This is a genomic window from Kitasatospora sp. NPDC093550 (genome assembly GCF_044764985.1).
In the GTDB taxonomy this organism is placed as follows: domain Bacteria; phylum Actinomycetota; class Actinomycetes; order Streptomycetales; family Streptomycetaceae; genus Kitasatospora.
The window spans coordinates 247,989-269,072 of the sequence record NZ_JBIWJF010000005.1; the positions used below are offsets into that span (position 1 = coordinate 247,989).

The window sequence follows — 21,084 nt, forward strand, 5'->3', positions numbered from 1 at the left end:
GCCGCGCCCGGCCGTGCCGGTCAGTGCCAGTTGCCGATCCTGACGTCGCGCGGTGCGGGCTGACCCGCGCCGGTCTCCAGCACGGCCTTGAGGCTCATCAGGAACGTGGCCCACTTGGTGCTGCAGTGGTACATGAACTCCACCGGCTCCCGCCAACCCTCGTGCCGGAACAGCACGATGGTGAAGTCGTCCTCCCGCTTGAGGTCGAACCGGACCCGGGTGCCGATCCACTCCTCGGGACCGTCGATCACCTCCCAGAGCACCCGTCGGCCGGGCTCGGCCTCCAGGACCTTCATGTCGAAGCCGCCGGGCGGGCCGAAGCGGAACCGGACCACGCCGCCGATGCCGGCATCGCCCTCCGTCTCCTCGGTCCACCAGCTCGCCAGTCCGTCGACCGTGGTCAGGGCCGTGTGGACGGCGTCCGGGGACGCCGTGACTCCGATCCGGTGCAGGATGTCCGCCATCGCGGTGCCTCTCTCTCGTACGGCCACCCGTTCCCGGGCGCCTTCGCTCCTCCGTGCGTGCCTGCGGGCTCAGCTCTTCCGGCTGTTCGTCCCGCCGTCCTCCTGGTTGGCCTCCTTGCCCCGCTGGACGGCCTCGGCGATCCGCTTGATGCGGTGCAGTCGGGCGTCCCAGGCGGCGCCGACCGACGACAGCTGTGCGACGGCGCGGGCGAGTTGGGCCTCGTCGACCTCGTAGCGCCGCTCGCGTCCGGACGGCGTGTCGTGGACGAGCCCGACGCGACCGAGCACGCCGAGGTGCTTGGCGACGGCCTGCCGGGTGACCGGCAGGTGCTCACTCAGGGTGGTGGCCGTCCCGCCGCCGCCGCTCAAGAGCAGGTCGAGCATCCGCCGCCGGATGGGGTCCCCCACCGCGGACCAGAGCTCGTCGTCGACGACCACGCTCACGGCCGCGTCCCGACCCGGGCGGCGTACGCGACGAGCCGGGGCAGGAAGTGGTCCCAGCCGCGGACGTGGTCCTGGTACGCCTCCTCCAGGACGGCCGCCTCCCAGCCCTTCTCCCGGAAGCCCGTCTCGGTGAACCGCAGCAGCGTGCCGCCGTCCGACGGGACCAGGTCGAAGGTCACCAGGAACGAGCTGACCGGCGTCGCCGCCTCGCCCTCGCCGTGGGCCCAGCGGAAGCTGAACCGCCGGGGCGGGTCGGCCTCCACCACCGTCAGTGGCACGACCTTCTCGTCCGGTGTCCCCGCACCGAACGAGATGGACCCGGTGGCTCCCGGGACCGGCTTGAGGTCCGCCTCGTCCGGCCACCACTCCTGCAGGTGCTCGGGCGTGCTGATGACCTCGTAGACCACCTCGGGCGTGGCCTCGACGCGGATCTCCCGCTCGATGCTGCCGTACTCCATCCCGCTCTCCTCCTCTCGCAACCTTTGGTTGCATGTAACCCTAGGCCGCTCCCCCGCAATGCGCAACCTTTGGTTGCTCTGGAGCGGATGCGCCTCGCGAGCAGCGCCAAGGGCGACGGAGTGGTGGTGGGTGGGCGCGGTGGAGGAGAGCCGGTCGGGTGGCCCGCCGGGGGGTGGGGCCGGCCGAGGGCGGCCCCACCCCCCGTCACGGACAAGGACGCCGTCTCAGATGACGATGCTCGCGACGGTGCTGGTGTTCGGCTCCGCCTGGCCCAGGACGACCACGCCGGCCGAGCCGACGGTCCGGCCGGCGAGGATCGCCACCCGCAGCCGGGCCCGGCGGCCCGCGTGGTCAGCCTCCGTGCGACGCTCGCCGGTCTCCTGCAGCTCGTTGCCCACTCTGTCGAGCAGATCGCCGTCCATCATGGTGATGCCCTCCCTCTCGTTCGACGGGCCTCGGTGCCGCTGCTGGTCGCAACAGCAGCACCGAGGGGATCCTGGGGCCGAAGCCGAGCCGCAGCAGGCCGTAGCCGATGCCGGCCAGTCCGGTCAGCAGGCCGGGGGTGGGCACCTCGCCGGGGGTGCCGCAACGGGCGCCGTGCCGGTGGACGGACCGCACCAGTCGAGCGGCCGTACGGTGCCGGCCGGCATCCGTCGGCACCAGCTCCACCAGTGGTTCCAGCAAGCCGAGTTCGCCGTGGCGGAGCGAGTGGTCCGGCGTCGGCCGGCCGGGGCCGTCGGGGTCCGCCGGGTCCACCGCCGCCCGCTCCCGCAGGGCCCAGGCGACGCCCTCGCGGCCGTGGAGGAACCCGGACCGCTCGGGACGGGGCCGGTGGCCCGCCAAGGTCCGGACGGTGTGGGCGAGTTCGGCGGCTGCCGGCAGCCGCGTCTGGGCGTGCACGGCCTCGGCCGCGAGCAGGGCACCGGCCAGGCCGTCGGCGACGTCCGTGGGGGCTGCCGGGTCGACGGCGGCCGTGTGGAGTGCGGCGAGGCCCGCGGGCAGGGCGGCGCTCAGCTCCCGGGAGTCCAGCAGGGCGGCGAGCCGGGCGGTGGCGTAGCTGATGCCGCCGAGCCCGGAGAAGCCGCCCGGCCCCACGGCACGCGCGAGTTCGGGGTGCTCGGCCAGGAGCCCCAGGAGCCGGGGGAGGACGCGGACGGCCTGGTCGGCGGCCTCCTGATAGCGGACCGCCCCGGTGAGCCGGCCCAGTTCGGCGAGGAACAGCGCCGGGCCGGTGTAGCCGTCGCCGAGCGCCATGCCCATCGGCAACACCGCCCACTGTCCTGGCCCGGCCTCCTGCAGTCCGAGCCAGTTCACCCGGCCCCCGCCCCGACAAGCCCGGGCGAGCAGGTCCTCCCCGATCCCTTCTGCGAGCTCCAGCGCCTGGGCCCCGAGGTCTCGGTCGTCGGCGTCCTCGGATGCGGCAGCGGGCCGCCCCGGAGCATGCCGGCCCGGAGCTTGCGGCCCCGGAGCATGGCGCCCCGGAGAGCGGCGAACGGCGGCCAGGGAGGCGCGGATCAGCCATGCCTGCCGGTCGAGGTCGCTCTCCGACATCCCCCGGATCGTCCTGGTGGCGGCCGTCAGCCCGGATTCGTCGAGCATGAGGGGGAGTTCACGGCCGTCCCAGGTCCGCAGGGTGCGGGTGGCGGGGGTCGTGGTGAAGAGCGGGATGTCGCCGGCGAGCAGGTCGGTGAGTTCGTGGGGCGCCAGCGCGCGCAGGTGCGGGTAGCCGGTCTCGTCGTACAGTGCGGCGAAGGCCCGTTCCCGACCGGAGCGGTCGCACAGCAGCTCCGGTTCGGTCGCCTCGGCGAGCAGCGTCGCATAGCTCTGACTGGGCCGCGCGACCAGGCGCACCGTCTCGCCGGCGAATCGGGACAACAGCCCCTGCTCACCGAGCAGTTCATCGGCATGTGCGGCGATCGCCCGGTAGCCGGCGCGGAATCCGTCCAGCAGCCGGTCGAGCTGTTCGGCCGGATCGGCGGGTCTCCCGGCCAGCATCGGGCGGTTGTCGGCACCCGGCCAGCGGGCCGGGCGGCGGACCAGCCGCATCAGGTCGGTGCCCGCGTCCGCCCACCCGGGCACCGGGTCCGGCGTCCACTGGTCGGCCTGGCCGCCGAGTGCCGAGAGGTCGAGGGAACCGACGTCGCCGAAGCGCGGGTTCGGCAGCACCATGGTCCGCTGCACGGACTCGGCGAGCGCTCGGGCGGCCGGATCGGCGCCGCCGTCGGTGACGGGCACCCAGCACGGGTGGAACAGCGTCTCCACGTCCACCACGACCGGCTGGTCGCGCGCGGCGATGAGGTTCTCGGCATGGATGTCGACCGCGTTCACCGCGTGCAGCAGCGCGAGCTGGGCGCCGAGCCGCTCGTAGAACCGCCCGACGTCGGCGTGGGAGCGGCACGGCAGCGGCGCGACGTACTCGGCCCAGCCGTACCCCGCCCGCGGCAGCAACCGGACGGCCCGCGCCGCCAGTCGGGGTCGGCGTCCGCCGAACCACGCGAGCAGTTCGTTCCACCGGGCGTGCAGACCGAGCGGGCGCGGCTTGTACACCAGGCGCCGCCCGCCGGCGAACTCCAGCACGGCGACGGACCGGCCCGCCGCATGCGGGTCCCCCAGCCCGAAGCGGACCCGGGTCAACCGACCGGACTCGCCGTCGAGCAGGGCGGCGGCGAGCTGCTCCCGGTCCGCGTGGAGCCGCTCCAGCAGTTCGGTGGCTGCGGCCACGGTGCGCATGCACCGTTCGGCCAGCAGCCGGGCCAGCACGGGGTGGCGGTGCAGCACCGCGCCCAGGGCGGGCCCGGCGGCGACCGCGCGCAGAAACGCGTCGAACCGCTCCCGGCCGTCCTGCCCGGTCAGGGTTCCGGCCCGGCGCGCGTGCCCCAGCTCCTGCACCAGGGTGCGTCCGGCCAGCCGCACCAGGCCGTCGGCCAGGTGACGCTGTGCACCGGCCCACACCACTCGCCGCTCCGCCGAGGCAGGGTTCACCGCCGTGAAGTGGCGGGAGGTGGTCCGTAGGAACGGCCGCAGCGGATGCAGCAGGAGGCCCTCGGGGTCAGTCCCGGGGAGTGAGCGGATCCGCCCGCCGCGCGCCGACTCGGCGAGGCGCAGCGCCTGTTCCACCCACGCGGCCCAGCGTGGCGTTCGTCCGGGCGGCAGGGCCTCGCGCTCGGCCGGCGACAGGGCGGGCAGCCACCAGGCGCCGGATGCCGCGGGCACCGGAACCGACGGAGTCGCCTGCACTGTCACTCCACGACTCTGACACACCATCACCCCCTCGTGAAAGGGTGGTTCACAAATTCCCGGCAGGCCTACCGTGCGGCGAGGAAGTCCGCCACGAAGTCGCACAGCTGGGCGCGGGTGGCCGAGCCGGTCTTGCCGATCAGACTGGCGATGTGCTTCTCGACCGTCCGGGGGGAGATCTGCAGGCGGGCGGCCACGGCCTTGTTGCCGACGCGCTCGACCAGCAGGCAGAAGACGTCGTACTCGCGCAGGGTGACGCCGAGCGCGACGAGTTCGGCCGGAATCCGATCCGTGCCGGTGCGGCGCTGCCCGACCGGAGCGCCCAGGGAACGCAGCCGGGAGCGGCACGCGGCGGCGACGGCGTCGGCGCCCGCGTGGTGGAAGTACGTCTCGGCCTCGGTCAACCAGTCCCGGACCGCCCCCCATCCGTCGGTGACCGCGGCGTCGGCGACCAGACGCAGGCCGAGGTGACGAGCCGTCGGGAAGACCACCGCGTCGGCCTGCGCGGCGCGGCAGGCCGCCACCGCCTCGGCCGGGCGACCGTCCCGGCCGTACAGGACCGCCCGGGCCAAGCCGACGAACTGCCGGTTCCAGCGCATCCGGCCCGCCTGGCTCGCGCTGATCCGTTCGACCTCCGCCCAGTCGGCCCGGCCGGCCAGCACGGACAGCAGCAGGACCAGTCCGTGGCTGCCGGCGAGGTGGAAGTAGTTCTCCTCGTCGGGCGGCACGGCGGCGGCCAGCCGCGCAGCCAGCTCCGCCGCCTGCTCGTGGTCCTCCTCCAGCAGCGCGCAGAACAGCTCAGCCAGGCCGAGCACGAGCGGTGCCTCCCGCGACTCGTTCCCCCCGCCGGCCCGGAACCGGGCGAGCGCCGCCCGCAGTTGGGGTCGGCGGGCCCGGTGGGCTGCGGCCACCGCACCCACCATCAGGGCGTACCGGGTCACCGAGTGCAACTGCAGCCGCTCGGTCTCGGCCCTGGAGCCCTCCAGCAGGGCCGCGGCCCGGTCGAAGTCGGCTCGCAGCACCGCGTCGAGCGCCAGCGTCGCCCCGACGTTGTGCGCCAGGCTCACGCAACCGGTTCGCATCGCCTCCTGGTGGGCGTGGTGCAGCCCGTCCAGGTCGGCCTCGGCGAGCCAGGCGTTGCTGCCCAGGCCGATCAGCCCGTGGTTGTGCCAGCTCACCTGGCGGCTCTCGGCGGCCATCCGCAGCGTGCGGCGGAAGCACCGGTCGGATTCGGCCAGGGAGCGCCCGCGGGTCGCGAAACCCATCGCGTACCAGGCCTGGCAGGCCAGTGCGGGGTCCCCGCGCTGTTCCGCGCCCTCGATCGCCCGCCGGGCCAGGTACTCGCTGCGGCCGATCCGCCCCTGCTCCGCCGTCGACACCACCAGGTAGGCCTCGACCACGTCGATGCCCGCGGTGTCCCGCGCGCCCGCCCCCTCGGGCAGCAGCTCCCGGGCCGCGCGGACCTGTTCCAGTCCCACGTCCCACTGCCCGGCCACCTGCGCCGCCCAGGCCAGCCGCACGTGCAGCTCGACCCGGCGTCCCGGATCGGCCTCGACGTCGGCCCGGCGCAGTTGCCGCGCCACCTCGGTGGCCCGGTCGAGCCGGCCGTCGTCCGCCAGGGCGAGCAGCAGGGTCTCCAGCAACTCCCGTCGCACGCCCGCCGGTACGGCGTCGTCGGACAGGTGGATGTCCGATCCGTCGCCGGGCCCCAGGGCCGACCGGGCTTCGTGCAGCACCGCGATCGCCGTTCCGGGCCCGTGGCCGGCCAGGGCACGGCGGGCCACCTCCAGGTAGCGGACGGCGGCGGTCCGGCGGTCCCCCGCCTGCCCGTGCAGCCGCGCGGCCAGCAGGCACCAGGTGCCGGGCAGGCTCGGGTCGAGCTCGATCACGGCTGCCACGGCCCGGGCGGCGAGCTCGGCCCGGTCGGCCGGTGTGAGCCGGTCGAGCAACGCCTCCTGGGTCAGCGGATGCTCGAAGGCGTACCAGTCGGGCCCACGCTCGTCGTCCGGTACCAGCAGGCCGTCGACGACGGCGGCGCGCAGGGAGGCGGCGGGCTCGTGGTCGTCCGGCGCGGCGCAGCGCCGCGCCACCGACAGCGGGAAGCTGCGGCCCAGCACGGCGGCGGCCGACAGCAGCCGCAGCGTCTGCGGTCCGAGCCGCTCCGCCCGCTGCTCGACCGCCCGGACCAGGGTGAACGGGATGGCCGCGCGGCTCGTGCCGACCAGCCGCCAGCGGCCCTCGGCGCGGACGAGTCGGCCCTCGGCGCGCATGCCGCGGATCAACTCGGCGGCGGTGAACGGGATTCCGCTGCTGTCGGCGCGCACCCGGTCGGACACCGGCACCGGCAGTTCGTCCGGCGGGCAGCCGAGACAGCTCGCGGTCAGCGCGTGCACCTGGGCGGCACCGAGCCTGCCGAGTCTCACCAGGCCGGCTTCACCGCGCTGGGCCAGCGTGTCCGCGAGCGAGTGGGCGGCACTCGGCGTGTCCCGCAGGGTGGCGACGACGGCGACCGGCAGCAGGGCCAGGTTGGCCGCCAGGTACTCCAGGACCGCCAGCGTCTCGAGGTCCGCGTCGTGCAGGTCGTCGACGACGAGCAGGCAGCCGCGCTCCCGGCCGCAGGCGGCGGCCAGCCGGAGCACGGCCTCGGCCAGTACGATCGGCGACCGGTCGCAGGCGGCGTCCCCCCGCGCCCACTCGGGCACCAGACGGCCCAGCACGGGCAGGTACGGTCCGAGCGCGTCGACGGGCGGCGCGCCACCGGCCCGGGCGAGCGACAGCAGTGCCTCGGTGAGCGACCGGTACGGCACGGCCGGGCCGGTGCCGACGCAGCGGCCCTTGAGCACGGTCATCCCGGCCTCCCGGGCCAGCGTGATCGCCTCGCCGGCCAGTCTGGTCTTCCCGATCCCCGGCTCTCCGGTCACGAACACCGTGCCGCCCCGCGACGTCCGCGCGTCCTGCAGTGCGCGGTCCAGCAGGGCGAGTTCGTCCTCGCGTCCGACGAGTCCACTGAGCCGGGATCCACTGAGCCGGTCCACGCGCGGTTCCGTCACCGTGATCCCCTCCGGTCGGCTGATCCGATCAAGGCGCACCCTATGCCGACTCGTCGTCGCCGTTGAGGGCCTCCTCCAGCCACTTCACGACCGTCTCGGCGGCCTCGTCGGGCATCGGCATGGCAGGCCCGACGCCGTTCTCCTTCTGCCACAGCAGGAACATCTCGCGCTCGGTCGGCTCGACCACGGTGTGGCCGTCGGCGCGCAGCGCACTGACGTGACGTCGGGTCGCGGGCTTGCGCCACATCGAGCCGTTCATGTTCGGGAAGAACAGGGCGGGCCGCTCGTGGGCCAGCAGGACCGTCTGGGCCGCCGTGGCGGCCAGCCCGAGTGCCGCCGCAGCCAGGGTGTTGGCGGTGGCGGGCAGCACCACCAGGCCGAGCGAGCGGTGCGCGAACTCGGTGGGGTTGAGGGTCGGGTCGTCGGCGACGTACACCTCGTCCGCGTGCCAGGCCAGGACCTGGGGCCGGACGAAGCGCTCGGCGCTCGCGGTCAGCAGGACCCGTAACGGCAGGTCGATCTCCTGGCGGAGGAAGACGAGGTAGTTCGGCAGGTCCTTGGCCGCGATCGAGCCGCAGGCGATCACGGAGAGGGCGTCATTTCGCATGGCATGGATGGTGTCCGAACCCGGCCGCCCCGGTATGGGGATCGGACCCCCGTTTTCCGTCCCGGCTGACGGCGGGAAGACGGGGACCGACTACCCATGTCCGCCCGCCGGGCGCCGTGCCATCGTCGGACCCGCCGATCCGCCACCAGGGCGGCCGGCGCCAACCCACCTCTCCATCAAGGGAGTCGAACCATGAAGAAGATCACTGTGCGCAAGACCGGTTCCATCAAGCTCACCTCGCCGGCGTCGTACGTCCTCGTGGTCTGCTGACCCGGTGACACCCCCGGGCCTGCGTGCGCACAGCACGCAGGCCCGGTTCGTCCCGCCGCACCCGCCCGCCCGATCGGGCCGCACCCGTCCGAGAGGCCCGCACCCCTCCGAGGGAGAGACCCATGGCGACCGCCGACCTCGCGTTCCATCCGCTCACCTTCGTCACCGAACGCGACGGCACGCGGGTGGGCCGGCCCGACACCGGGTCCTTCGCGCTGCTCCCGGAGGACGGCGCGGCGCTGCTGCGACGCCTGGCCGACGGCATGCCGCTCGCCGAGGCCGCCGCCTGGTACGACGCGACCTACGGGGAGCCGGTCGACCTGGCCGACTTCGTCGAGACCATGCGCGAGCTCGGCTTCGTCCACGAGCCCGGCGCCGCCGCCGAGCCCGTGCCCGTACGCCTCCGGGCCGTGGGACGTGCCATGTTCTCGCCGCTCGGCTGGAGCTGCTACGCGCTGATCACCGCACTGGCGATCGCGGCGATGGTCCACGAGCCCCGACTGCAGCCGCACACCCGGAACGTGTTCTTCGTCCCGTCCCTGGTCGCGGTGGAGGTGGCCCTCGCCGCGCTGCAGCTGCCGCTCATGCTCTGGCACGAGGGCTGGCACGTCCTGGCCGGCCGCCGGCTCGGCCTGCCCACCGGCCTGGGCATCGGACGACGGCTCTACTTCGTGGTCTTCGAGACCCGGCTCGACGCGCTCTTCGGTGTGCGGCCCGCGCAGCGCTACCTGCCCTTCCTGGCCGGGATGCTCGGCGAGGTCGTGCTCTTCGGCGCGCTCACCCTCGCGGCGGCGGCCGACCTCGCGACCGGACCGTCCTGGGCCGGGCGGTTCGCCCTCGCCGTGGCGTACCTGATCCTGCCCCGACTGGCCTGGCAGTTCCTGATCTTCCTGCGCACCGACCTCTACTACGTCCTCGCCACGGCGCTGGGCTGCGCCGACCTGCACGAGGTGGGTTCGGCCTATCTGCGCCACCGTCTGGGCCGGGGCGGCTGGGCGGAGGACCGCTGGTCGGCGCGGGAGCGGGCGCTGGCCCCCTGGTACGCCCTGCTGACCGCGATCGGCACCGCCGTCCTGCTGGTCGCCGCCGTGTTCACCGTCGTCCTGCCGGCCGTGACGTTCGCCCAGCGACTCGCCGACGGCATCGCGCACCGCTCGCTGGGCGACAGCCGGCTCTGGGATGCCGCCGTCGCCCTGCTCGTCATCGTCGTCCAGGTCGTCGTGCTGCCCCTGCTGGTCGGCCGCAGGCAACGCCGCGCCGCCGGGTGACCGGCCCGCACCCTCACGAAAGGAAACCCGTGACCTCCCACACCTGGCGCCTCCAGCCCGCAGACACCGCGCACGACGACCGGCACGACGACCGGTACGACGACCGGTACGACGCACGAGCCGACTGCCACCGGCGGCTGCGCGGACCGTACACCGGTCTGGGCACCCTGCTGCGCGCGCTGGTACCGGACGCGCACCGGGCCCACCCGGAGCTCGTGGCGCACCACGCCGTCGAAATCCTGTCCGCCGCTCCGGAACTCAAGGACCTGATCGGCGCCGGACCGCAGACCCTCACCTCGCTGGCCGTGCCCAACGAGCGCACCCGCCTCTACCCGGCGAAGCGCACCCGCCGTCTCGCCCACGGCATCATCGAGTTCCTGCACGGCCACGCCCGCGAGCGCGGCCACGCGCTGGCCCTGCGCTTCGACCGGGTCGACGAGGCCGATCACACCGACCAGGAGTTCCTCGCCATCCTGCTGCGCCGGGCCCGGCCGGACCTGGTGACGGTCACCGTGCACACCGGCGGCGCCGACCTGATCCCCGAACTCACCACGACTCTCGCCGCCCGTGCCACCCGCACCATCGCCCACCATCACGACGGACAAGAGAAGCTGACGGAGCCTCACGAGTCGGCCCTGGCCTACGTCGAGTCCGACGGCACCTCCCACGACCCCGCCGAACAAGCCGCCTACCTCCGCCTCGACGCCGCCGAGCGGGCCCGACTGCACGACCGGCGGGCGGCCGAGCTGCGCCGCAGCGGAGACTGGACCCTGCACCTCGGGGCGATCCCCTACCACCTGGAGCACGGCAGCGACCGGGAAGCGGCCGCCGACGCGTTCCTCGACGCCGCCGAGTACCTGGTCTCGATGGGCTTCTACCACGCGCTGCTCGACGTGGCCGGACGTGGCACGGCCCTGATGGACCCGGCCGAGGAGCCCCGGAAGTACTGGTTGCTGGGCACCAAGGTCACCACCGCCCTGGCGATCCTCGGCCGGCCGGAGGAGGCCGAACGGCGCTACATCGAGCTGCGCGCCATGTTCGACCAGCCGATGCTGCACATCTTCTCCGGCTACGCCCTCGCCATGCTCTACACGCGCTACTACCCGGCCGCGCACAGGGACCACCAGCTGGCCAAGGCCCACCTGCACAACGTGCTCGCGATGGCCTCCCTGCTGCCGGACCACGACCAGCGCGTCTTCCAGTCGGTCTTCAACCGCAACGGCCTGGCCCTGGTGGAGCTGAACCTGGGCAACCCGACCGAGGCGCTGCGCCTGGTCAGCACCGGTCTGGCCGACATCGATCGCGAACTCCCCGCCGAGAAGCACCGGTTGCACCGCTCCGTGCTGGTGCACAACCGGGGCCGGGTGTACACGGCGCTCGGCCGGCTGGAGGAGGCGCTGGCCGACATCGACACCGTCATCGAGCTGGATCCCAACTACCCGGACTACTACTTCGACCGGGCCGACCTGCGGCGCCGGATGGGCGACCTGCCCGGCGCGTTGGCCGACTACAGCGAGTCGATCACCTTCGCCGCGCCGTTCTGGGAGATGCACTACAACCGGGCCGACCTGCTCCTGGAACTGGGCGACCCGGCCGGCGCGATCGCGGACCTGGGGTACGTACTCGAGCTGGAACCCGAGGAGTTGGACGCCCGGATCAACCTCGCCAGCCTGCTGCGGGAGCAGGGCGACGCGGCGGGCTCGCTGGCCCAGGTCGAGGAGGGGCTGCGCCACCACCCGGGCGACGCCCGCCTGCTGTGCGCCCGGGGGCTGCTGGCGCTGGACGCAGGCGCCGACCAGGCGGCGCTGCGCGACTTCGACCTGGCACTGACCGCCGAGCCGGACCTGGTGAGCGCGCTGGCCAACCGCGCGGCCCTGCTCCTGGAGAGGGGCGACCACCGCACCGCCGTCGCGGATCTCACCCGGGCGCTGGCGATCGAGGCCGACGATCCGGACCTGCTCTACAACCGTGGCTACGTCCACCAGAGCACCGGTGACTGGGAGTCGGCCCGCCGCGACTACACCGCCGCACTGCTGCTGCCCGGTGCCGACCGGGCCGACCTGTTGCGACGGCGCGCCGAGTGCCACCTCGCCCTGGGCGATCCGACGGCCCACCAGGCCGACCTGGCGGCGGCCGAGTCGGCTGCGAGCTCGCCCAACGGGGTCGCGGATCCGGTGAGGGCGGCGTGACGGCCCGGCCGGATCCTGGCACCGTGACGGCTCCGGTGACACCCCGGCCGGAGAGCCCGGCCGTCACCGGACCGGCCCTGCGGAGCGTCATGCGCCGCTGGGCCACGGGGGTCGCCCTGGTCACCGCCACGGCCCAGGGCCGGCCGACCGGTTGCACGGCCAGCTCCTTCACCTCGGTCTCGCTCAGCCCGCCGCTCGTGCTGGTGTCGCTGAACCGGAGCAGCCGCACCCTGGCCGCTGTCACCGGCCAGGGCGCCTTCGGCATCAACCTGCTCGGCCGCCATCACCGGGACCTGGCCGACCGGTTCGCCACCGCGCCGGCCGAACAGCGGTTCGCCGGGATCGGCCACCGGCTGGTCCGGGGCGTCCCGGTGATCGACGGGGCGATGGCGGCCCTGGTGTGCCGGGTCGAGCGCACCGTCTCCGCCGCCGACCACCTGCTCGTACTGGGGCAGCCCGTCTGGTGCGACCGGAACGGCACCGCCGATCCGCTGGTGCACTTCGGAAGCCACTACCGGTGTCTGGCGGGAGGACCCGCAGGTGCACGGTCCGGCTGCTCGTCCGTGGGGGACGAACAGGGGGACCACGGATGACCGTCGGCGCCGCCCCGGCGGCCACGACCGCGGGGCCTCCGCTCGCCGAGCGCGGCGGATGTGACATCGAGCACATCCGCCCACTTGACCGCCCATCAGCCTTCCTTTGCAAAACCCATACCTGCAGGCCACATTCGCGACGCGGCGTCCCGAACGGGCGGGGGCGCCGTGGAAAACGGTCTGGCTGCCGACCGGGTCTTGGGCCTAGCCTGCCCGCCATGTCCCAGAACACGAACACTCCCGGCTTCCCCGGGCAGCCGGCCGCTCCGGCCGGAAACCCCGCCAAGGTGCAGCACCAGGTGCAGCACCAGGCGGGCGTCGGACCGGTCTACGGCGGCGGCGGCACCCTCTTCTCCGAGCCGGTCCTGGTGGTGAACCAGAAGGCCAAGCTGATCGAGCTGACCAACGAGTACTCGGTCTTCGACCAGCAGGGCGCCACCCTGGGATCGGTGGTCCAGGTCGGCCAGAGCACGCTGCGCAAGCTGCTGCGCCTGCTCTCCTCCATCGACCAGTACCTGACCCACAAGCTGGAGATCCGCGACGCGCACGGCACCCCGGTGCTGCTGCTGACCCGCCCGGCGAAGATCATCAAGTCGCGGGTGATCGTGCAGCGTCCGGACGGCCAGGAGGTCGGCCAGATCATCCAGCAGAACGCCATCGGGAAGATCAATTTTGCGCTGGAAGTCGGCGGTCAGAAGATCGGCGCCGTCAAGGCCGAGAACTGGCGGGCCTGGAACTTCTCCATCGTCGACGCGACGGACACCGAGATCGCCCGGATCACCAAGACCTGGGAGGGCCTGGCGAAGACGATGTTCACCACGGCCGACAACTACGTGCTCCAGATCCACCGCCCGCTCCCCGACCCGCTGCTCAGCCTCGTCGTGGCGACCGCGCTGACCGTGGACACCGCGCTGAAGCAGGACGCCCGCGGCCTCGGCTGACGACGACCCGGCAGGCCGTCCGGAGCCCCGCCCCCGACCAGGCGATGTCCAGGGGCGGGCTCGTGACGATGCCCTGGAGGGCCGACCAGGCGCGTTGACCGCTCCCGGTCTTCGGCCTTCCGGCACCGGGCGGTTCCCGGCGGCAACCTTCCGGTCCCACGGCGGCAACTGGTGGGCGACCCGGCCTGCCGTCCGCAGGCCGCCGCGCCAGGAGGACACAGCCGTGCCAGAACCCGACCGTCGCACGCACCGCCGGCGCCAGGCGACCCGCCGCGCGCTCGCCGTCGCCGGAGCCCTCGCCGTCCTCGGCGTCTCGGTTCCGCTGGTCGCCCACGCCGCGCCGACCCCGGCGCCCCGCACACCGACCGTCGCCGCCCCAGCCGCCTCCGCCACGCCCGCCGGGACGGCGACCGGCGACACCCGCCACGTCACCGAGCCCGCCCCGCCCGCCGCCGTCTGCGCCACCGTGCCGGCCACCCGGTCCATGCCCGCCCGCACCACCGACCAGGGCGGCGAGACCACGCCACCGGACACGGTCCGCATCCAACACGCGCTCGACACCTGCACCCAGACCGGACAGCAGACCGTGGCCGTCCGCCTGCACGCTGCCGACCCCGCCCACAACGCCTTCCTCAGCGGTCCACTGACGATCCATCAGGGCGAAGTCCTGCTCCTGGACAGCGACGTGACGCTCTACGGCTCACGCAACCCCGCCGACTACCAGGTCAGCGGCAAGCCGCGTTGCGGCACGCTCGCCTCCTCGGGCGGCGGCTGCAAACCACTGATCGGCGTCGCCGGCGCCAACGCCGGCGTCGAGGCCGTCCGCGCCGCCGACGGCCGTCAGGGCCGCGTCGACGGCCGCGGCGACCAGACCGTGCTCGGCACCACCACCACCTGGTGGCAGCTGGCCACAGACGCCCAGAGGTCCGGCTCCCACCAGAACAACCCCCGCCTGATCCAGGCCGACGACTCCGACAACTTCACCCTCTACCACGTCGACCTGCTCGACTCCCCCAACTTCCACGTCGTCTACAACGGCGGCAACGGCTTCACCGCGTGGGGCGTCCGCATCAAGACCCCCGCCACCGCCCGCAACACCGACGGCATCGACCCCGCCGGCGCGACCAACGTCACCATCACCGACTCCTTCATCATGGACGGCGACGACGGCATCGCCATCAAGGGCGGCAACAAGCCCAGCCGCAACATCACCGTGTCGAACAACCACTTCTACGGGACGCACGGCATCTCCGTCGGCAGCGAGACCACCAGCGGCGTGACCGACGTCCTGTTCCGCGACAACACCCTCACCGGCACCGACGCCCTAGGCGACACCAGCGGCTCCAGCACCGGCATTCGCATCAAGAGCTCGCCCGCGAACGGCGGCCGGGTCGCCGACGTCACCTACCTCCGCACCTGCCTGGACGCCGTCCGCGCCCCACTCGTCCTCGACACCCACTACTCCGCCGACAGCGGCTCCGGCACCCCGTGGTTCACCGGCATCACGGTCGACGGCCTCACCGCCACCCACTCCCCCAAGGGCGCCAGGTCAACCCTGGTCGGACTCGACACGGCCCACCCGCTCGAACTGGTGCTGCGCCGCGTCGCCCTCGATGCCACCGCCGTGACCGCCGCCCACGCCCGCATCACCGCCGGCGGCGTCAACCTCCACCCGGCCGGCCCGGACGTCACCCTGACCACCACCGACGGTCCGGGCAGGGCGCCCACCTGCGCCTTCCCCGCGTTCCCGGCGCTCTGACCGCGCCGGGCCCGGGTCGGGGGCCTCCGGCAGACGCGCAGGGCGGCCGGGTCTCGATGGCGACGAACCGGGCGGCCACCGTGGCCGTGCCGACTCCGGCCGCGCCATCGGACGACTACCGAGCGTCACACCGGTGTGAGCTGGATCGCCTCCCGGAGGCCGCCGGACAGGGGTTGCCCGTGACGGTCGTCACGGGCAACGCGCGCCTCCTACCCTTCCTAGTGGAACGCTCCTCGGGCAGGCCCGTCGCGGCAGCCCGGTCGGCCGTCGTCGCGGGCGCGCCCCCGGACCGTCCGTCGAACCTCCGGCGTTGTCGCAGCTCACACGCCTGCCGAGCGTAGAAAAAGTCCGGATTCATCCAGGTTTGGGCGTCCGGGCGTGGGGTAGCGAGCCGTCCTCGACGAGCGCGTTCGCCCGCCGTGCTACGACGCCGCGTCGTACCAGGCACCCCTTGGAGCCGGCCCCCGGCCCCGCTAACAATGGCTCAGTCGCCAGCTGCGGCGGTGGTGCGATCCACTTCCGCAACTCCCGTCCGGTGGTCACCGCTCGTGACCGCCCCGGTGCCGACCCCGCCCACGGGCCCGTCCGGGCCCGCCGAGCCGCGGGACGAGGCACCCCCACGATTGAGGTCGAACTCCCCCATGCCCGTGATCTCCACCCGCATGCGCAAGTCCGCCGCCCTGCTCACCGGTGCCCTCGGCATCGTCGCCGTCGGTGCCGCGGTCGTCCCGACCGCCGCCTCGGCCACCACCCCCCAGGCCCTGGCCGCGAGCATCGTCCCCGCCGACCAGCTCGCCTCCTTCAACCAGATCATCTCCCACGAGAGCGGCTGGAACGTCACCGCGACCAACCCGTCCTCGGGCGCCTACGGCCTGGGCCAGGCCCTGCCGGGCAACAAGATGGCCTCCGCCGGCGCCGACTGGAAGACGAACGCCGCCACCCAGATCAAGTGGGCCTACGACTACATGAACGGCCGCTACGGCAGCCCGAACGCCGCCTGGGCCTACTGGCAGGTCCACCACAACTACTGACCGGGCACGGCAGCGGATCGGCCGCACCCCGGCGATCCACCGCTCGACCCGGCCGCCCCACGACCGATGACCAGGCCATGAGCCGAGTCGGCCGCACGGCGGCGGACCCCGAGGGGCCCGGTGCGCACACCACGCGCACCGGGCCCCTCCGCCGTCTCCCGGACGGCCTGGACCACCCGGGGCCGGCGGATCAGCCGACGTCGATGCCGGTGACCGCCGGAGCCCCGATGCCGACCGCACCCTCCTCGTACCCGGCCGCCGCGAAGGCCCGCCGGGCGAGGTCCAGCGCCGCCTCGCCGGCGGCGGTTCGATCGGCGGCCTCGACCTCCAGACGCAGCACGAACGTCCCCTCCGGTTCGTCGAGCGTCAGGACGTCCAGGTCCGGCACCTCCACGCCGGCCTGCTCGGGGTCCGCGCCGCGCACGACCGCGAGCAGGGTGCGGCGTGCCGACTCCTCCAGCGGTCGCTCCACTGTCCCCGGAACGGTGATCACATAGCTGCCCATGGTCTCCCTTCTGACCCGTGCGCGGCGTCGGAAACCTCGATCCCCGGTGTCACCCGGACGTGACGCACGATCGCCGCGCCGCCTCCCCGGGAGGCGGCGCGGCGGAGGTCGGAGCCCGCGAGCGGTTACAGGGTGCGGGTGAGGCGGTCGGTCAGGAGGCGGGTGAAGCGGGCCGGGTCGGGCAGGTCGCCGCCTTCGGCGAGCAGGGCACTGCCGTGGACGAGTTCCGCGATCTCGGCGAGTGCCGGGTCGTCGGCGTTCGTCCCGTGCGCCTGGCGCAGCGCGGTGACCAGGGGGTGGGTGGGGTTGAGTTCGAGGATCCGCTTGACGGCGGGGAGTTCCTGGCCCATGGCCCGGTACATCTTCTCCAGCGTCGGCGTCAGGTCGTGGGCGTCACCCACCAGGCAGGCGGCGGAGGTGGTCAGGCGGGTGGAGAGGCGGACGTCCTTGACGTGCTCGGCCAGGACCGTGCGGAGCCACGGGAGGAGGGCGGCGAAGTCCTCCTCGCGCCGGGCCTTCTCGCTCTTGGCCTCGTCGCCGTCGTCTCCGTCGGTCTCGTCGTCGAGGTCGACCCGGCCCTTGGCGATGGACTGGAAGCGGTGGCCGTCGAAGGCGGGGACCTGGTCGGTCCAGATCTCGTCGACGGGGTCGGTGAGGATCAGCACCTCGTAGCCCTTGGCGGTGAAGGCCTCCATGTGCGGGGAGTTCTCCACCATCGCCCGGTTCTCGCCGGTCAGGTAGTAGATGGTGTCCTGGCCGTCCTTCATCCGCGCGACGTACTCGCGCAGCGTGGTCGGCTTCTGCGGGTCGTTCGTCGAGGCGGCGCTGACCAGTTCCAGCAGCGCGTCGGTGTTGTCGCGGTCCTCGAACAGGCCTTCCTTGAGGACACGGCCGAACTGCTCCCAGAACGAGAGGTAGGCCTCGGTGTCGGTGGCCTGCATGTTCTTGAGCGCGCCGAGGACCTTCTTGACGAGGCGCCGGCGAACGGCGGTGATCTGCCGGTCGTGCTGCAGGATCTCGCGGGAGACGTTCAGCGACAGGTCGTGGGCGTCGACGACGCCCTTGACGAACCGCAGGTAGTTCGGCATCAGCGCGTCGCAGTCGTCCATGATGAACACGCGCTTGACGTACAGCTGCACCCCGCGCTTGGTGTCGCGGGAGAACAGGTCGAAGGGGGCGTGCGCGGGGACGAACAGCAGCGCCTCGTACTCGAAGGTGCCCTCGGCGCGCATGTGGATGGTCTCGGCCGGGGGCTGCCAGTCGTGGCTGATCTGCTGGTAGAACTCGCTGTACTCGGCCTCCGTCACCTCGCTGCGCGGGCGGGCCCAGAGCGCCTTCATCGAGTTCAGCGTCTCCGGCTCGCCCCGGCGCCCGCCCGCGTCCCCGTCCTCGGTGCCGGACTCGGTGGCGGCTTCGGTGCCGGTGGCGGTGGCGGCGGGTTCGGGGGCCATGCGGATGGGCCAGCGGATGAAGTCCGAGTACTGCTTGACGATCTGGCGGATCTTCCACCCGGCCAGGTAGTCGCCCAGCCCGTCCTCACCGTCCGCCGGCTTGAGGTGCAGCGTGACCGAGGTGCCCACCGGCAGGTCGTCGGCGTCCGCGATCGTGTAGCTGCCCTCGCCGTCGGACTCCCACACGGTGCCCTGCTCGGTGCCGGCCCGGCGGGTGTGCAGGGTGACCTTGTCGGCGACCATGAACGCCGAGTAGAAGCCGACGCCGAACTGGCCGATCAGGCTCTGCGCCGCCTCCGCGTCCTTGGCCTCCTTGACCTTGGCCAGCAGGCTCGCGGTGCCGGACTTGGCGATGGTGCCGATCAGGTCGACGACGTCCTCGCGGGTCATGCCGATGCCGTTGTCCCGCACGGTCAGGGTGCGGGCGTCCCGGTCGGTCTCCAGGGTGATGTGCAGGTCGGACGTGTCGACGCCGAGGCCGGTGTCGGTGAGGGACTCCAGGCGGAGCTTGTCCAGGGCGTCGGAGGCGTTGGAGATCAGCTCGCGCAGGAAGATGTCCTTGTTCGAGTAGATCGAGTGGATCACCAGCTGCAGCAGCTGGCGGGTCTCCGCCTGGAACTCCAGCGTCTGGGTCGGGCTGGCCACGGGAGGCGTCTCCTTCGGGGGTGGGGAACGGGTTGGGATCGGATCGGGCCACCGGGGCTTTCCGGTACGCCGAGCGCCGTCACGGCGTCGGCTCACGCTGCGCCGCAGCTGCGCCCCGGTGGGACCGCGGTGGTCCACGGCCTGCGGGTCACGGCCCGGCCGGCGGTCTGCGGCGCCGCCGGTCGCTGTCGGCGCGCAGCCGGTCGGTCCGGACGGCGAGCCGGTCGAGGCGGTCGGCGATCTGCGGGTGGTCCGCTGCCAGGTGGGGGCGGGTTTCGGCGAGCGGGCCGAGCAGCCGGACGGGGTCGTGGTGGCCCAGTGCCGCCAGGAGGCGCGCCACGGCGGGAGCCGCTTGGGTGGTGAGGCCGTCCAGGGCGCCGATCTGTCCGGCGAGGCGGCGCAGCTCGGCGGCGTTGTCGCGGGCCCAGGTGGTCACCGCGCGGTCGGCGGCGCGCCGGTCGCGGGCCGCCCGGACCCGCTGCTCACCGGTGCTGCCGGCCTCGGTACCGACGTCGGCGTCGGGACGCAGCCGCAGGTAGCGGCGCTCGGCGGCCTGCCGGCTCTGCACGCCCATCGGTTCGGCGAGGTCGGCCCAGGTGGCACCGGCGCCGCGGGCGGTCTCGATCAGGCCGGTCTCCCAGCCGGCGAGCTCCTCGCGCAGGCGGCGCAGCGTCATGAGGGCGGCGAGGGCCTGCTGCGGGTCGTTCCGGCCCGTGTCGTCCCGGGGTGCACGGTGGGCGGTGCGGGCGGCGGCGTCCATCGCGCTCAGGGCGGAGGCGGCGGCCAGGAACGACGCGGGGCCCGTCCCGGCCGCGGCGCTGTCCTGCGGTTCCATCCTGTCGTCCTTCCGCTGACTGACTTCGTGTCGTCGTTCGGATGACAGATTACACGGGAGGGGAGGTGGCCGGACGTTCTTCACCGGCGACAGCGGCTCCTACGGCACCGGCGACGTCCGACCCGCCCGCGTCGTCACCATCGGGTTCGGCGCCGAGCCATCGCGCCTGCGGGGCACGGTCCCGGGGACGGTCAGCCGCGCGGGCGCGTGTGACGCGGCCGCCGGACCCCTCGCCCGTTCCGCCCCGCGGCGGGCGGGGCGGAACGGCGGCGGTCCCCGGACGACGCGCCGGTCGCGGCCAGGACCATGGCCAGCGCGAGCGGGACCAGGAGCAACACCATCGACACGGCCATCCCCGCCTCCAAGGCTTACGACACGACTGCGGTAACCCCGCCTTCCCCGCGCGCCTCCGGCCATGCCCGACCTCAGGGCGAACGAGCGCGCCGAGTCCGCGTCGGCCGCCACCCCGCGCAAACTCGCCGGAATGCCCGGGCGGGGTCGGGGAAGCCGAAGTCCATCACCCGACGTGGAGGTCCTTCGCCATGGTTCCCCTTCTTCTCGTACTCCTGCTGGCCCTGGTCCTGTTCGGGGCGGGCTTCGCCGTCAAGGTCCTGTGGTGGGTCGCCGTCGCCGTCTTCGCCGTCTGGCTGCTGGGCTTCATCGCCCGCGGCACCGGCGCCTCCGGCAGCCGCGGCCGCTGGTACCGCTGGTAGTCCACCCCCCCAGCCCCACAGCCCCACACTCCGTCAACCGGAAGGAATCAGCCGCCATGAGCGCACTCGACAGCATCACGACGAACACCGCAGGTGCCGTACGGACCGGTCGTGCTCACGCCCGCGAGACGGCACGGGCCGGAATCGCCGGGCTCCGCGGCGCCGCGGGCGCCATCGGGGCACGCCTGGAGCACGCGCTCCACAGCCCTGCGGCGGACCACGCCACCCACGCGACCCTCGACACGGTGCGGCGAGCCGCCCGCCGGAGCCGGAACGCGGTCGGGACGGCGGGCGCACGGCCGGCGGCGGGCGGCCGACGGCTCGCGTCCGTCGGCGCCGTGGCGCTGACGGCCGGCGTGCTCGGGCTCATCGTGTCCCGTCGGCGCCGCGGCTGACAGTCCGCTCCTCGGCCTCCCGGGTCTCAAGCTGCTGACCGGGTGTCACCTCCGAGTTCGTCCGTTCTGGCCCGAGTCACCGGCTGCCGCAGTGGGGCGCCCCCCGGGGCCCCCCCGGGGGGGCCCGCGGGGGGGGGGGGGGCGGCCGGGGCCGGGGGGGGGGGCCAAAAAAACCCCCCCGGTTTTAACCGCGCCCAAACACGGATGGGACGGGGCGCCCCCCCGGGG

The 21,084-nt window shown here is 73.7% G+C and carries 17 protein-coding genes and 1 pseudogene; 8 read left to right on the forward strand and 10 right to left on the reverse strand.

The features are described 5' to 3' along the window. Positions 1 to 20: 20 nt before the first annotated feature. The 7 genes from ACIRD3_RS10195 to ACIRD3_RS10225 all read right to left on the reverse strand — a co-directional run bounded on the left by ACIRD3_RS10195 (position 21) and on the right by ACIRD3_RS10225 (position 8,261). The gene (locus ACIRD3_RS10195; protein WP_402213850.1) at positions 21 to 464 is read right to left on the reverse strand and encodes an SRPBCC domain-containing protein; all 444 of its coding nucleotides are present in this window, start codon (positions 462 to 464) and stop codon (positions 21 to 23) included. A gap of 69 nt (positions 465 to 533) precedes the next feature. After that, complete coding sequence (locus ACIRD3_RS10200) at positions 534 to 908, reverse strand: ArsR/SmtB family transcription factor (RefSeq protein WP_402213852.1); 375 nt, start codon at positions 906 to 908, stop codon at positions 534 to 536. Then, complete coding sequence (locus ACIRD3_RS10205; RefSeq protein ID WP_402213854.1) at positions 905 to 1,366, reverse strand: SRPBCC domain-containing protein; 462 nt, start codon at positions 1,364 to 1,366, stop codon at positions 905 to 907. Before ACIRD3_RS10205 ends, ACIRD3_RS10200 begins: the two co-directional genes overlap by 4 nt. Positions 1,367 to 1,591: 225 nt before the next feature. Then, complete coding sequence (locus ACIRD3_RS10210; protein ID WP_402213856.1) at positions 1,592 to 1,765, reverse strand: hypothetical protein; 174 nt, start codon at positions 1,763 to 1,765, stop codon at positions 1,592 to 1,594. Further along, on the reverse strand, positions 1,719 to 4,580 hold the full coding sequence (lanM, locus tag ACIRD3_RS10215; RefSeq protein ID WP_402213857.1) for a type 2 lanthipeptide synthetase LanM: 2,862 nt from the start codon (positions 4,578 to 4,580) through the stop codon (positions 1,719 to 1,721). Before lanM ends, ACIRD3_RS10210 begins: the two co-directional genes overlap by 47 nt. Before the next feature lie 92 nt (positions 4,581 to 4,672). Next, on the reverse strand, positions 4,673 to 7,654 hold the full coding sequence (locus ACIRD3_RS10220) for an ATP-binding protein (protein ID WP_402213859.1): 2,982 nt from the start codon (positions 7,652 to 7,654) through the stop codon (positions 4,673 to 4,675). A gap of 40 nt (positions 7,655 to 7,694) precedes the next feature. Then, a complete protein-coding gene (locus tag ACIRD3_RS10225) occupies positions 7,695 to 8,261 on the reverse strand; it encodes a flavoprotein (protein ID WP_402213861.1) in 567 nt (188 codons plus the stop codon). 392 nt (positions 8,262 to 8,653) lie between these two features. On the opposite strand from ACIRD3_RS10225, the gene ACIRD3_RS10230 reads away from it, so the two are divergent. The 6 genes and pseudogenes from ACIRD3_RS10230 (at position 8,654) to ACIRD3_RS10255 (ending at position 16,312) form a co-directional block, all read left to right on the forward strand. Further along, positions 8,654 to 9,799, forward strand: coding sequence for a hypothetical protein (locus tag ACIRD3_RS10230; RefSeq protein ID WP_402213863.1), 1,146 nt, complete (start codon positions 8,654 to 8,656; stop codon positions 9,797 to 9,799). A 29-nt stretch (positions 9,800 to 9,828) separates the two neighbouring features. Then, complete coding sequence (locus ACIRD3_RS10235; RefSeq protein ID WP_402213864.1) at positions 9,829 to 11,988, forward strand: tetratricopeptide repeat protein; 2,160 nt, start codon at positions 9,829 to 9,831, stop codon at positions 11,986 to 11,988. A gap of 23 nt (positions 11,989 to 12,011) precedes the next feature. Further along, positions 12,012 to 12,581, forward strand: coding sequence for a flavin reductase family protein (locus tag ACIRD3_RS10240; RefSeq protein WP_402213866.1), 570 nt, complete (start codon positions 12,012 to 12,014; stop codon positions 12,579 to 12,581). 248 nt (positions 12,582 to 12,829) lie between these two features. Further along, a pseudogene (locus ACIRD3_RS10245) lies at positions 12,830 to 13,522 on the forward strand (LURP-one-related/scramblase family protein); the annotation flags it as partial. A gap of 223 nt (positions 13,523 to 13,745) precedes the next feature. Continuing rightward, positions 13,746 to 15,281 carry a glycoside hydrolase family 28 protein gene (locus ACIRD3_RS10250; protein WP_402213868.1) on the forward strand — a complete coding sequence of 512 codons (1,536 nt, stop codon included), beginning with the start codon at positions 13,746 to 13,748 and terminating at the stop codon, positions 15,279 to 15,281. A 641-nt stretch (positions 15,282 to 15,922) separates the two neighbouring features. Next, positions 15,923 to 16,312: a transglycosylase SLT domain-containing protein gene (locus ACIRD3_RS10255; RefSeq protein WP_402213870.1), complete on the forward strand. Its 390-nt coding sequence runs from the start codon at positions 15,923 to 15,925 to the stop codon at positions 16,310 to 16,312. A 190-nt stretch (positions 16,313 to 16,502) separates the two neighbouring features. On the opposite strand, the gene ACIRD3_RS10260 is transcribed toward ACIRD3_RS10255, so the two are convergent. From ACIRD3_RS10260 to ACIRD3_RS10270, 3 genes are all read right to left on the reverse strand, one after another. Then, positions 16,503 to 16,817 (reverse strand): hypothetical protein, encoded by a 315-nt coding sequence (locus ACIRD3_RS10260; RefSeq protein WP_402213871.1) that lies wholly within the window; start codon positions 16,815 to 16,817, stop codon positions 16,503 to 16,505. Between the two features lie 125 nt (positions 16,818 to 16,942). After that, complete coding sequence (gene htpG, locus ACIRD3_RS10265; protein WP_402213873.1) at positions 16,943 to 18,913, reverse strand: molecular chaperone HtpG; 1,971 nt, start codon at positions 18,911 to 18,913, stop codon at positions 16,943 to 16,945. Positions 18,914 to 19,061: 148 nt separating this feature from the next. Then, positions 19,062 to 19,748: a type III effector protein gene (locus tag ACIRD3_RS10270; RefSeq protein ID WP_402213875.1), complete on the reverse strand. Its 687-nt coding sequence runs from the start codon at positions 19,746 to 19,748 to the stop codon at positions 19,062 to 19,064. A gap of 542 nt (positions 19,749 to 20,290) precedes the next feature. Between ACIRD3_RS10270 and ACIRD3_RS10275 the strand changes: the two genes are divergently transcribed. Both ACIRD3_RS10275 and ACIRD3_RS10280 read left to right on the forward strand, forming a co-directional pair. Next, positions 20,291 to 20,461: a hydrophobic protein gene (locus tag ACIRD3_RS10275; protein ID WP_402213877.1), complete on the forward strand. Its 171-nt coding sequence runs from the start codon at positions 20,291 to 20,293 to the stop codon at positions 20,459 to 20,461. Positions 20,462 to 20,517: 56 nt separating this feature from the next. Beyond that, complete coding sequence (locus tag ACIRD3_RS10280) at positions 20,518 to 20,856, forward strand: hypothetical protein (protein WP_402213878.1); 339 nt, start codon at positions 20,518 to 20,520, stop codon at positions 20,854 to 20,856. Positions 20,857 to 21,084: the final 228 nt, after the last annotated feature.